The sequence below is a fragment of the Aeromonas hydrophila subsp. hydrophila ATCC 7966 genome (assembly GCF_000014805.1).
Lineage (GTDB): Bacteria > Pseudomonadota > Gammaproteobacteria > Enterobacterales > Aeromonadaceae > Aeromonas > Aeromonas hydrophila.
The window spans coordinates 4318816-4331489 of sequence record NC_008570.1 but is presented as its reverse complement, the minus strand read 5'-3'; the positions used below and the strand labels follow the sequence as shown (position 1 = coordinate 4331489).

Genomic DNA, 12674 nt, shown 5'->3' with positions numbered 1-12674 from the left:
GCGTTTTTTTATGCCGAGCGTCGGTAGTCAGTGTTAGTTCTGGGCGAACTCGAAGGCCTTGATCACGCGCTTCACGCCGCTGACGTGGCGGGCGATCTCGACGGCGTGCTCCCCTTCCTGGCGAGTGACCAGGCCAATCAGGAATACCTCACCATTCTCGGTGACCACCTTGACCTTGGCACTGTCAAAATTCTTGGCGCCCAGCATGTCTGTCCGCACCTTGGAGGTGATCCAGGAGTCGTTGCTGCGAACCCCTATGCTGACCGGCTGGCCGAGGCGCAATTCGTTGTAGACGTGGCGCACACCCTCGATGCGGGCCACTATCTTGCCAGCTTCGAGCTTGTAAGCGTCAGAAGGTGTCTGGCCGACCAGCAGCACGCGGCCGTTGTTGCTGTAGACGCTGATCTTGCTGGCCGCGCTGAGCGGCTTGTTGTCAGCCAGCAGGTTGGCCGCTTTCAGCTCGATAGCCTGATCATCCCACTGGGCGCCCAGGGTGCGGCGATCGCCGGAGGCTTTGGCGGTGCCGGCGGCACCGCCTACCACTACGGCCGCGCAACCTTGCAGCAGCAGGGTGCCGGCCAGCAGGCCGAGCAGGAGTATTTGCTTGTTCATGGTTTCAATCTTCCTGTTGCGGGAAAAGAGTCTGGTCGATGAGATCACACAGGCAGTGCAGGGTCAACAGGTTCACTTCCAGAATGCGGGGGCGACGAGCCGACGGTACCCGGATCTCCACGTCGTTGGGGCCGAGCAGGCCAGCGATCTCGCCGCCGTCACCACCACCCAGCACCACTATGGTCATGTCGCGGGAGAGGGCGGCCTCGGCGGCCTTGATCAGGCTGCGGCTGTTGCCGGTGGTGGTGATGACCACCAGGATGTCGCTGGGCTGACCGAGCGCCCGGATCTGCTTGGCATACACCTCTTCAAAACCGTGGTCGGTGGCGATGGCGCTGATGGTGGCCATGTCAGGGGTCAGCGCCATGCCGGGCAGGGAAGGGCGCTCGGTTTCGTAGCAGTTGACCAATTCCGAGATGAACAGCTGGGCCAGCGCTGCGGAAGGACCGTTGCCGCATGCCATCACCTTGTGGCCATTGAGCAGGCAGATGGTCAGCATCTGGGCTGCGGTATGGATGGCATCCGGCAGCGCCTCGGCGGCGGCTATCTTGGTCTGGATGCTCTCGGTGTAGTTCTCTTTGATGCGGTCAGTCATGGGGTCCTCTTAAAATGCGTTCTGGATCCAGTCTGGCTGGTCGCCCTCGAACGCGATCACATCGAATCGGCAGGCCTGGCTGGCCTCGTTGATGGCATGTTGCTTGAAATAGTGGCGTGCTGCCAGCACGATCTTGTGCTGTTTGCACCGGGTGACCGAGGCGGCGGCGCCGCCATGGCTGGTCTGGGAGCGGTAACGGACCTCAACAAACACCAGGGTCTCCCCCTGGCGCATGATGAGATCGATCTCGCCGCCCCGGCAGCGGTAGTTGCGGGTCACCGGCTGCAGGCCGCGGGCCTGCAACCAGCGTTCCGCTAGCTGTTCAAAGTGCTGTCCCTTGCTCGGTGCTGACGGGAACAGGTTCTGCCACTGCTGGTGCATCCGTGCCAATAGACCCTTCATGGGGGGCTCCCTCGAGCTGAGGCATGGCACTGTCGCTGACCAGCTTGCCGTTCTGGTAGGTGGCCCAGTCCAGTACCCGCATTATGTTGCCGCTGGCATCCACGCTCAGCTGGCCGCTCATGCCCGGCTGCTGCATGGCATTGACCTTGCGCATCTGCTGCAGGTTTTCTGCCAGCGCCACGGCATCGTAGCCCAGCGCGAATAGGCGCAGCAGATCCCCCTGGGTTTGCGGCCAGAGCAGGGCGATCTGTTCGCGCTGCTTCTCGTAGCCCCCCAGCAGCAGCGGCATGTCGGAGATATGCATGCCGTTGAGCTCGGAGGCCACTTCGGTGGTGGCGCTGTCATAGCTGCGCGAGCTGCTGTAGATCGGCAGGCTGCCCATCGGATTGACCGAGATGTCCACATACGGCTTGATCATCCGGGTCTCCAGGCTGTTGGCGACCACATAGACCACGTCGATGCTGCGCGGCGCCGTGTCAGCAAGCTGTACCACTTCGCCGGCCCGGGCGGTGGAGCGACCGCTCAGGGCGTTCTTGACCATGCCCTGCACTTCGTTGCGAGCGCCGAAGGTGGCGACGACCGGCTTGTCCTGGCTCACGGTGGCCCAAGCCTGTTCAAACGCCTTGATGCTGCCATAGCCGATCCGGCCCTGGGCGGCGATCAGCAGCGGCTTGCGATAGCCCTGACCGTAGAGGTACTGGGCGGCCTGCGCTGCATCGGCGGCGGCGGAGAGGGAGAAGTAGAAGGTGTTGTCATTGACGATCGGCTTGTCCAGCTCGTTGAGAGCCAGTACCGGCACGGTCGGATTGGACTTGAGCAGCTCCTCGACCCGGTCTTTGAGCAGTGGGCCGATGATCATGTTGGCCCCTTCCTGAATCGCCTGTTTGTAGAGCTCGCCCATCGACTTGGTCTGGGTGTCGTAGAAGTTCAGGGTGAACTGGCCCTGATTCTCCTTGTAAGACATCAGCATGCCGTTGCGGATGGCGGCGCCCTGAGCCTCCAGATTGCCGGAGAGCGGCAGGAACACGGCGATCTGCTGCAGGGTATTGATGTTGCTGGTCGCCAGATCACCCAGACCCGCCGGCATGTCTTTCTGGGCCGGGTGGTTCGGGAAGGCCTGCTTCCAGCCAGCGAGCTGGCGTGCCAGCTGATTGGGCTGGGCGCCGAACTCGTTCACCAGCGCCGCCAGTCGCAGCCAGCCGGTAGTCACGTCGGGAGCCGGCGCCTCTTCCAGTGCCTGCAGGGTGGAGGGGGTCATGCTTTTGAGCAGTGACCAGATTTGCTGGTGATTGGTGGCCAACTCATTCTGGGCCAGATAGGGCTCCAGCAGGATCAGCGACTTGGCGGCACCGAACTTGTTGTTGATGTCCAGTTGCAGCACCACCCGCTGGCGATACCAGTCCTTCTGGGTATCGGCATCCAGCGCCACCTCGGGCTTGCCCTCCAGCAGGATCAGCGCCTGGTTGGCGTTGCCCTGGGCGAGCAGCAGGTGAGCCTGCAACAGTTGCAGCTGGGCTTTTTGCTCGGCGCTCTGGCCCTGCTTCTGCAGTTGCTGGAACAGGGCCGCGGCCGGTTTGGCCTGGCCGAGCGCCAGATAGCTGCGTGCCGCCATCACCTGCCAGGTGAAGGCTTCGGCCGGTTTGGCCGGGTCCACCTGCGCCAGATACCACTGGGCATTCTTGGTCAGATCCGAGAAGGCCGACGGCATGCCGGATTGTCCGGCTGATTGATTGGGCTCCGACGCACAGGCGGCAAGCAGTACTGCCGCGAGTAGGATGCCGAAGAGTCGTGATACACTTAGCTGCTTTGTAACCCGGTTCAAGTTCATTCCCCGACCAGTGTTGAAATTCTCCATAGTGTAAACGGGCCAATATGGCGACACAATTGTCGGGACACTCGGAGCTCCCATGAGTGACATCCCAACCCTGTACATAGTCCCCACCCCGATCGGCAATCTGGCTGATATTACCCAGCGTGCATTGGACATTTTACGCAGTGTCGATCTGGTGGCAGCCGAGGATACCCGCCATACCGGCATCCTGCTCAGCCACTATCAAATCTCGGTGCCCACCTTCGCGCTGCACGATCACAACGAGCAGCAGAAGGCTGATGTGTTGATCGGCCGGATAAAAGAGGGCAAGAGCGTGGCCCTGGTCTCCGATGCCGGTACGCCACTCATCAGCGACCCTGGTTATCACCTGGTCACCCGTTGTCGCGAAGCCGGGGTCAAGGTAGTGCCGCTGCCCGGCCCCTGTGCTGCCATCACGGCGCTTTCCGCGGCCGGGTTGCCCACCGACCGGTTTGCCTTCGAAGGTTTTTTGCCTGCCAAGAGCAAGGGGCGTGACGACCGTTTGCAGGCGGTGATCGAAGACACCCGTTCACTGGTGTTCTACGAATCCCCGCGTCGGGTACAGGACACGGTGGAAGCGATCGCCCGCATTCTCGGTGAACGCCAGGTGGTGGTGTGCCGCGAGCTGACCAAAACTTTCGAGTCGATCCACGGTCTGCCTGCCTCCGAGATGCTGGTCTGGCTGGGCGAGGACGAAAATCGCTGCCGCGGCGAGATCGTGCTGGTGGTTGCGGGCGCCAATAAAACGGAGGAGGAATTGCCGGCCGAGGCGATCCGTACTCTTGGGCTGCTGGTGGCCGAACTACCGCTCAAAAAAGCGGCAGCGCTCACCGCCGAGATCCACGGGGTCAAGAAGAACGCGCTCTACAAGTACGGCCTCGAACATTACTGAGGCGGATAAATGCAGGCAGGAGGCCAGCCTTGGCGTTGTCTGGCCTGGCTCCGAATGCGATTAACTCGGTCAAAACTCAATTGCAGGTTTACCCGAGGTGCCGGACAAGGCTATAATCCGCGCCCGGAGTTGGCTGGGCAATCGCTGCTTCGTCGTTGTGTCCCTCGGGACAGACGGGCGGAGGGGAGGAAAGTCCGGGCTTCATAGGGCAGGGTGCCAGGTAACGCCTGGGGGGCGTGAGCCTACGACCAGTGCAACAGAGAGCAAACCGCCGATGGCCCGCAAGGGATCAGGTAAGGGTGAAAGGGTGCGGTAAGAGCGCACCGCGCGACTGGCAACAGTTCGTGGCACGGTAAACTCCACCCGAAGCAAGACCAAATAGGCCCCTATTGGCGCGGCCCGCGTTGGGGGCGGGTAGGTTGCTTGAGCCAGCGAGCGATTGCTGGCCTAGAGGAATGATTGCTACCCGGGGCAACCCGGTACAGAACCCGGCTTACAGGCCGACTCCGACCTATTCCTGAAGAGCCTTGCGATTTATCGCGAGGCTCTTTTTTATTGGCGAGAAAATAGCAGCTTGTACCGAGAGATATATGCGTTGGTGAATAGTGAGATAGCAGTAAATATGCATATAAATCAGTTTGTTATCGTTTTTCTCATACACAATGCCTGAGTTATGTTGGTACCTGTGACTCTGAGCGGATCATATCGCTGCTTATTGGTTCACCCTGCTGAACTTTTAATTCTTCGCAATTAATCGGATTGCCGTAAACACAAATAACTTGTGGAAAATCAACTCATTTAATCCTCGCTGCTGAAACGCTGCGTCAATATGTTCCCCATGCCCGAGATCCTTGCTTGAAAAGCCCTCAGCACGTCCTTAAACTTCAAGGTGGGGAAAAGTGGATCAAAGTGGTTTTTATCGGGCGATTTGCCCCCTTTAACTCATTTTCAGGGACTGCAATTTGTTGCGTGGTGCGCATGCCATCAGCCTCGACAGCAAGGGGCGATTGGCGATTCCGACCAAGTACCGTGATTGGCTGCGCGACGAAAGCGAGGGCCAGCTGGTCTGCACCATCGATATTGCCCATCCCTGCTTGCTGCTTTACCCCCTGAACGAATGGGAAGAGATCGAGCGCAAGCTCAAGACGCTCTCCAGCATGAATCCCCTTGAGCGCCGCCTGCAGCGGCTGTTGCTCGGGCATGCGACCGAATGCGAGCTGGACGGCAATGGCCGTCTGCTGCTCAGCCAGCCACTGCGCAGCCACGCCGGGCTGGACAAGAAGATCATGCTGGTGGGCCAGCTCAACAAGTTTGAGCTGTGGGATGAAGCCCGCTGGCAACAACAGGTCAATGACGACATTCAGGGTCTGCCCGAAGATGACTGGGCAAGCTCGCCACGACTACAGGATTTCTCTTTATAAATGACCCAAGCCGCTGAACACATCACAGTGCTGCTGCACGAAGCCGTTGAAGGGCTGGCCATCAAGCCGGACGGCATCTACGTCGACGGTACGTTTGGCCGGGGTGGTCACTCTCGTCTCATTCTCCAGCAGCTTGGCCCCAACGGCCGGCTGATCGCCATCGACCGGGATCCTCAGGCCATTGCCGAAGCGGCCAAGATTCAGGATCCCCGGTTCGAAATCGTGCACGGCCCCTTCTCCGGCATTGCCTCCTATCTGGATGAACGCGGCCTGCTGGGCAAGGTAGACGGTTTCCTGCTGGATCTGGGGGTCTCTTCTCCCCAGCTGGACGATGCCGAGCGCGGTTTCAGCTTCATGAAGGACGGTCCGCTCGATATGCGGATGGATCCCACCTCCGGTCAGAGCGCCGCCGAATGGCTGGCTCGCGCCGATGTGGACGACATCGCTTGGGTGCTGAAGACCTTCGGCGAGGAACGTTTCGCCAAGAAGATCGCCCGCGCCATCGTGCACGATCGGGTGACCGAGCCCTATGTGCGCACTCGTCAACTGGCGGAGATGATTGCCCGCGTCAATCCGAGCAAGGAGAAGGGCAAGCACGCCGCCACCCGCAGCTTCCAGGCCATCCGCATCTACATCAACAGCGAGCTGGACGAGATCGAGACAGCGCTCAACGGCGCCCTGCAAGTGCTGGCTCCGGAAGGTCGTCTCTCCGTCATCAGCTTCCACTCGCTGGAAGATCGGCTGGTGAAGCATTTCATTCGCAAGCATGAGAAAGGCCCGGAAGTGCCGCACGGCATTCCGTTGACTGAGGCCCAGCTGGCCGGCGGTCGCAAATTGAAGTCGGTCGGCAAGGCGCTTAAGCCTTCCGAGCACGAGGTCAATGAAAACAGCCGATCCCGCAGCTCGGTGCTGCGGGTCGCCCAGCGGTTGGCGGAGTAAGCCATGAGCGAGGTGCGCGTTCATCTGGCCAGGGAGATCCTCGGCGATCTCTGGCGGCACAAGCTGCAGGTGGTGCTGGCCATCGCCGTGCTGATCACCGCCTTTGCGGTGATCCTGGTGACCAACATGACCCGCGGTCTGACGGCCAAGCAGAACGACCTGATGGCGGAGGAGGATCGGCTCAATATCGAATGGCGGCATCTGTTGCTGGAGCAGGGCACGCTGGCCGAGCACTCCCGGGTGGCGAGTCTGGCCATGGACAAGTTGCAGATGGCTCGCCCGCTGGTGACCACCGAGAAGGTAATTACACAACCATGAAACGCAAGGCTTCCGCCAAGGCCCAACCCAAGGTCAAAGCTCCGTCACTCTATCCGTGGCGCTTTCGCACGCTGGTGTTCTTCATCGGCATTGCGTTTGCCGGCTTGATCCTGCGACTGGCCTGGATCCAGGTGATCGACCCGGATCGGCTGCGTCAGGAAGGGGACATGCGTTCGCTGCGTACCACCGCCACTCAGGCGGTGCGCGGCATGATCACCGATCGCAACGGCGAGCAGCTGGCTGTGTCGGTTCCCGTGGAAGCCGTCTGGGCCGATCCCAAGACGGTGCACGAGTCTGGCGCCATCCATAACGAGCGGGCCTGGCTGGCCCTGTCCGCCGTGCTCAAGCTCGACATCAACACCCTCAAGCACCGCATCTCCAACCCGAGCAAGCGCTTCGTCTACCTGCAACGCCAGGTAACGCCGGCGGTGGCGGAATACATCAAGGGCCTCAAGCTGGGTGGCATCTATCTGCGCCCCGAGGCACGCCGTTTCTATCCGACCGGCGAGATCAGCGCCCACCTGGTGGGGGTAACCAACATCGACGGCAGCGGCATCGAGGGGATCGAGCGCAGCTATAACGAGTGGCTGACTGCAACCCCTGGCGAGATGCGGGTGCGCAAGGACAGACAGGGCCGGGTCATCGAGCGGCTTGGTCTGGTCAAAGAGGGCAAGAACGCCAACGACCTGCAACTGAGCATCGATCAACGGGTGCAGGCACTTGCCTATCGGGCGCTCAAGCGGGCCACCGACGAGAACAAGGCGACCTCCGGCTCCATGGTGATGCTGGACGTCAAGACCGGCGAAGTGCTCGCCATGGTCAACACCCCCTCCTACAACCCCAACAACCGCGGTCAGTACCAGAGTTTCCGGGTGCGCAACCGGGTGGTGACCGATACCTATGAACCGGGCTCCACCGTCAAGCCGCTGATCCTGCTCAGCGCCCTGCAGGCCGGCGTCACCAGCTGGAAGGACACCATTCCTGGCGGCCCTCTGTTCATCGGGGCCAAGCAGATCCGCGACGTGAGTATCCACAAGGCCACCAACCTGTACGACATCCTGCGCTACTCCTCCAACATCGGCATGTCGCGCATCGCGCTGCGGATGCCGGCGCAGGAGATGATCAACACCCTCAGCATGGTGGGCTTCGGGATGGATACCGGCAGCGGCCTGATGGGTGAGAGCAGCGGCATGCTGCCCCAGCGCCGGCGCTGGTCCGACATCGAACGGGCCACCCTGTCGTTCGGCTATGGCCTGCGGGTCACCCCGCTGCAGCTGGCCTCCGCCTATGCCACTTTGGCCAACAAGGGCAAGCGGGTGCCGCTCTCCATCGTCAAGGTGACCGAGCCTCCCAAGGGGGAGCAGGTCATCGATCACAACAACGCCACTGCCATGTTGCAGGCGCTGGAGTACGTGGTCAGCAATGCCATTCCCAAAGCACAGATCCCCGGTTACCGCGTCGGCGGCAAGAGTGGTACCGCCAAGGTCGCGGTTGCAGGTGGTTACGGCAAGGACTACATGGCCTGGTTCGCCGGTTTCGCCCCGGCCAGCAATCCCCGTTTCGTCATGGTCGTGGTGATCAACGAGCCCAAGGGTGACGCCTACTACGGTGGTGCCGTTGCGACACCGCCGTTTGCCGAAGCCATGGGCGGGGTACTGCAGCTCTTCAATATTCGTCCCGACGCGGTACCGCCTGCGGTGCCCACCAAACTTGCCCGTACGGAGGCTTCCAATGTTGTCCCGCGCACTTGATCAACTGATGCGCCCCTTTGGCATTACTGCCCCGGCGCTCGCGCTTACAGACATCCAGCTGGACAGTCGGCGGGTCGGGCCCGGTTGTCTCTTCGTAGCGATTCGCGGGCATCAGGTGGATGGCAGACGGTTTATCGAACAGGCGGTGGCTCAGGGAGCGACCGCCGTACTGTTTGAAGAGGACGGTGAATTCGTGGCACCGGCGCTGGGCGTGCCTTGTCTCGGGATCCCGGATCTGCCAGCCAGGCTCTCCGAGCTGGCCGGCTATTTCTACGACCAGCCGGCCAGCAAGCTGGATCTGGTGGGCATCACCGGCACCAACGGCAAGAGCACCACGGCGCTGCTGGTGGCCAACTGGTGCACCCTGCTGGGGGGCAAGGCCGGGGTGATGGGCACCATCGGCAACGGCCTGTTCGGCGAGCTGGTGGAAGCGGAAAACACCACCGGCAGCGCGGTGCAGGTGCAGGCCAATCTGGCCGCTCTGCAAGCGCAGGGGGCGGATCTGGTGGCGATGGAGGTGTCCAGCCACGGCCTGGTACAGCATCGCGTCGCGGCCCTGCCGTTTGCTGCCGCCGTATTCACCAACCTGAGCCGGGATCATCTGGACTATCACGGCACCATGGAGGCCTACGGCGCCGCCAAGGAAGAGCTGCTGAAACTGGTGGCCGAACCCTGCGCCGTGCTCAATGCCGACGACCGGTTGGGCCGCCAGTGGCTGGCTGCCTATCCGGCTGCCGTGGCGTTCAGCGTGCACGGCCCGGTGGCCGGTCACCCGGGGCGACAGCTGACGGCGCAGGATCCCCATTTCCACCAGCAAGGTTTTCGCACGCAGATTAACTCCAGCTGGGGGAATGGTGTATTATCCGCCCCCTTGCTCGGGCGCTTCAACGTCAGCAACGTGCTGGCCGCGATGGGCGCCATGCTGGTGCTCGGTTATGACTTCGACGAGCTGCTGGCCAGCGCGCCGCAACTGCAGCCGGTAACCGGCCGCATGGAGTGCTTCGGTGGCGGCAAGGCGCCGCTCGCCGTGGTCGATTATGCCCACACGCCGGATGCGCTGGAGAAGGCCTTGCAGGCCCTGCGGGTGCACTGTGAAGGACGGCTCTGGTGTCTGGTGGGTTGTGGTGGCGACAGGGATCGCGGCAAGCGGCCCATGATGGCCGCCATGGCCGAGCTGCATGCGGATCGCGTGATCCTGACCGATGACAATCCCCGTACCGAGGAGCCGGCCCGGATCATGGCCGACATGGTGGCGGGTCTTCGCGATCCCGGCGCCGTGCAGATCGAGCACGACAGGACCAAGGCAATCGAGCTGGCACTGAGCCAGGCGAGCAAACAGGACATCATCCTGGTGGCCGGTAAGGGTCATGAGGATTATCAGATCATTGGAACCGACAAGCGGCACTACAGCGACCGGGAAACCGTTGCGGCCGCCTTGCACACATTATTGGAGTCATTCGCATGATGACCCTCAGGCTTGCCGAGCTGGCGCAGGTACTCGATGCCCGTCTGATTGGTGAAGACGGAGCGATCACGGCTGTCAGCACCGACACCCGTACCCTGGGCGCAGGCGCGCTGTTTGTTGCGCTGCGCGGCGAGCGTTTCGATGCCCACGATTTCTGCGAGCAGGCCGTGGCCGCCGGAGCATCGGCCCTTCTGGTCGAGCGTGAACTGCCGTTGGCGATCCCCCAGCTGGTGGTGACCGACAGTCTCAAGGGACTGGGTCGCCTCGGTCGGTTGGTGCGCGAGCGGATCAACCCGAAAGTGCTGGCCATCACCGGCAGCTGTGGCAAGACCACTGTGAAGGAGATGGCGACCGCCATCCTGCGTCAGGAAGGGGACGTGCTGGCCACCGCCGGCAACTTCAACAACGAAGTGGGGGTGCCGCTGACCCTGCTGCGCCTCGAGCCGCAACACCGGTTTGCGGTGATGGAGCTGGGGGCCAACCACCCGGGCGAGATCGCCTGGACTACCTCGTTGGCCAAACCCGATGCCGCCATCATCAACAACGTGGCGGCCGCCCACCTGGAGGGCTTCGGCTCGCTGGAAGGGGTGTTTCACGCCAAGAGCGAAATCTTCGAGGGGCTGGGCGAGGGCGGAACCGCCATCGTCAATGCCGACAACGAATTCTGGCCAAAGTGGCAGGCCCGCGGGATCCACTGCGCCTTCTCCATCGAGGATCAGCGTCAGCCGTTCCACGCCAGAAACGTGGTGATCAACCAGCAGGGTTGTGCCGAGTTTGTCATGGTGACCCCGCAGGGTGAAATAAGCCTGACCCTGGCCATTCCGGGCCGCCATAACGTGGCGAACGCCCTGGCCGCCGCCGCTGGCACGCTGGCGCTCGGCGCCTCGCTCGCCTCGGTCAAGGCCGGGCTCGAGCTGATGGCACCGGTCAAGGGCCGTTTCTGCGTCCAGCGCTGGGGTGGTCTCACCCTGGTGGACGACACCTACAACGCCAGCGTGGAGTCCGTGCTGGCGGGCATCGATGCCCTGACCGCCATGAGTGGCTACAAGGTGCTGGTGTTCGGTGACATGAAGGAGTTGGGTGAGGAGTCCGCCGAGCAGCACGCCCGGGTCGGACGCCACGCCAGCGAGCGCGGCCTCGATGCCGTGCTGACCGTAGGGGAACAGAGTCGCCACACCGCAGATGCCGCGGCTGGCCGACATTTCGATAACAAGGCGTCGTTGTTTGAAGTGCTTGCGCAAATGATAAATACACATCAAGAAATCGCCATCCTGGTCAAGGGTGCCCGCGGCTCCCGCATGGAAGATATCGTCGAGATGGTCAAAGACCGTCAGGAGTCAGCCACATGCTAGTCTGGCTGGCGGAACTGCTCACCCCGCACTTCACCTTCTTCAACGTCTTCTCCTACCTGACGTTTCGCGCCATCCTGTCGATCATCACCGGCCTGGTGGTGGCGCTCTGGATGGGGCCGCGTCTCATCCGTCGCCTGCAGATCCTCAAATTCGGCCAGGTGATCCGCAATGACGGTCCCGAGTCGCACCTGAGCAAGAAAGGCACCCCGACCATGGGTGGCCTGATGATCATCGCCGCCATCTTCATCTCGGTGCTGCTCTGGTGCCGCCTCGACAACCCCTATGTCTGGCTGGTGCTGTTCGTACTGGGAGCCTATGGCGCCATCGGTTTCGCCGATGACTACCTCAAGGTGGTGCGCAAGAACACCGACGGCCTGATCGCCCGCTGGAAATATTTCTGGCAATCCGCCGTTGCGCTGGGGGTGGCCGTGTTCCTTTACGCCACCGCCACTCACGACGGTCAGACCCAGCTGGTGGTGCCCTTCCTCAAGGACGTGATGCCGCAACTCGGGCTGATGTTCATCGTACTGACCTACTTCGTCATCGTCGGCACCTCCAACGCGGTCAATCTCACGGATGGTCTGGATGGTCTGGCCATCATGCCGACCGTGATGGTGGCGGGGGGCTTCGCCTTCATCGCCTGGGCCACCGGCAACGTCAATTTCGCCAACTACCTGCATATTCCCTATGTGCCCTATACCTCCGAGCTGGTGATCGTCTGTACCGCCATCGTCGGGGCGGGTCTGGGTTTTCTCTGGTTCAACACCTATCCGGCCCAGGTGTTCATGGGGGACGTGGGCTCCCTGGCACTGGGTGGCGCGCTCGGCACCATCGCCGTGCTGGTGCGTCAGGAGTTTCTGCTGGTGATCATGGGCGGCGTCTTCGTGATGGAGACCGTCTCGGTGATCCTGCAGGTGGGGTCCTACAAGCTGCGCGGCGTGCGCATCTTCCGCATGGCTCCGATCCATCACCACTATGAGAAGAAGGGCTGGCCGGAGCCGCGCGTCATCGTGCGCTTCTGGATCATCACGCTCATGCTGGTGCTGCTCGGCCTCGCCACCTTGAAGGTGAGGTAAGC

The 12674-nt window shown here is 62.0% G+C and carries 12 protein-coding genes and 1 other RNA gene; 9 read left to right on the top strand and 4 right to left on the bottom strand.

Annotated features, from left to right (window positions below):
- Nucleotides 1-33: 33 nt before the first annotated feature.
- Genes dolP through AHA_RS19685 form a run of 4 tightly spaced genes read right to left on the bottom strand, consistent with a single transcriptional unit; the run spans nt 34 to nt 3317 of the window.
- Nucleotides 34-612 (bottom strand): division/outer membrane stress-associated lipid-binding lipoprotein, encoded by a 579-nt coding sequence (gene dolP, locus AHA_RS19700; protein ID WP_077392297.1) that lies wholly within the window; start codon nt 610-612, stop codon nt 34-36.
- Nucleotides 613-616: 4 nt separating this feature from the next.
- A complete protein-coding gene (locus tag AHA_RS19695; protein ID WP_011707591.1) occupies nt 617-1207 on the bottom strand; it encodes a D-sedoheptulose-7-phosphate isomerase in 591 nt (196 codons plus the stop codon).
- A 9-nt stretch (nt 1208-1216) separates the two neighbouring features.
- Complete coding sequence (locus AHA_RS19690; protein ID WP_011707590.1) at nt 1217-1609, bottom strand: YraN family protein; 393 nt, start codon at nt 1607-1609, stop codon at nt 1217-1219.
- On the bottom strand, nt 1530-3317 hold the full coding sequence (locus AHA_RS19685) for a penicillin-binding protein activator (protein ID WP_077392298.1): 1788 nt from the start codon (nt 3315-3317) through the stop codon (nt 1530-1532). The genes AHA_RS19690 and AHA_RS19685 overlap by 80 nt, the downstream gene beginning before the upstream one ends.
- A gap of 199 nt (nt 3318-3516) precedes the next feature.
- Here AHA_RS19685 and rsmI point away from each other — a divergent pair, with 199 nt between their 5' ends.
- The 9 genes from rsmI to mraY all read left to right on the top strand — a co-directional run bounded on the left by rsmI (nt 3517) and on the right by mraY (nt 12672).
- A complete protein-coding gene (gene rsmI / locus AHA_RS19680) occupies nt 3517-4350 on the top strand; it encodes a 16S rRNA (cytidine(1402)-2'-O)-methyltransferase (protein ID WP_011707588.1) in 834 nt (277 codons plus the stop codon).
- Between the two features lie 125 nt (nt 4351-4475).
- Nucleotides 4476-4862: RNase P RNA component class A (rnpB, locus tag AHA_RS19675), an RNA gene on the top strand.
- A 450-nt stretch (nt 4863-5312) separates the two neighbouring features.
- Nucleotides 5313-5771, top strand: a complete 459-nt coding sequence (mraZ, locus tag AHA_RS19670; protein ID WP_005305730.1) for a division/cell wall cluster transcriptional repressor MraZ — start codon at nt 5313-5315, stop codon at nt 5769-5771.
- Nucleotides 5772-6710, top strand: coding sequence for a 16S rRNA (cytosine(1402)-N(4))-methyltransferase RsmH (gene rsmH / locus AHA_RS19665; RefSeq protein ID WP_011707587.1), 939 nt, complete (start codon nt 5772-5774; stop codon nt 6708-6710).
- Between the two features lie 3 nt (nt 6711-6713).
- On the top strand, nt 6714-7028 hold the full coding sequence (gene ftsL, locus AHA_RS19660) for a cell division protein FtsL (RefSeq protein WP_005305726.1): 315 nt from the start codon (nt 6714-6716) through the stop codon (nt 7026-7028).
- On the top strand, nt 7025-8779 hold the full coding sequence (locus AHA_RS19655) for a peptidoglycan glycosyltransferase FtsI (protein ID WP_011707586.1): 1755 nt from the start codon (nt 7025-7027) through the stop codon (nt 8777-8779). Before ftsL ends, AHA_RS19655 begins: the two co-directional genes overlap by 4 nt.
- Nucleotides 8760-10244 carry a UDP-N-acetylmuramoyl-L-alanyl-D-glutamate--2,6-diaminopimelate ligase gene (gene murE, locus AHA_RS19650; RefSeq protein WP_011707585.1) on the top strand — a complete coding sequence of 495 codons (1485 nt, stop codon included), beginning with the start codon at nt 8760-8762 and terminating at the stop codon, nt 10242-10244. Before AHA_RS19655 ends, murE begins: the two co-directional genes overlap by 20 nt.
- On the top strand, nt 10241-11596 hold the full coding sequence (gene murF, locus AHA_RS19645) for a UDP-N-acetylmuramoyl-tripeptide--D-alanyl-D-alanine ligase (protein WP_011707584.1): 1356 nt from the start codon (nt 10241-10243) through the stop codon (nt 11594-11596). The genes murE and murF overlap by 4 nt, the downstream gene beginning before the upstream one ends.
- Complete coding sequence (mraY, locus tag AHA_RS19640; protein WP_011707583.1) at nt 11590-12672, top strand: phospho-N-acetylmuramoyl-pentapeptide-transferase; 1083 nt, start codon at nt 11590-11592, stop codon at nt 12670-12672. Before murF ends, mraY begins: the two co-directional genes overlap by 7 nt.
- The last annotated feature ends 2 nt before the right edge of the window (nt 12673-12674 follow it).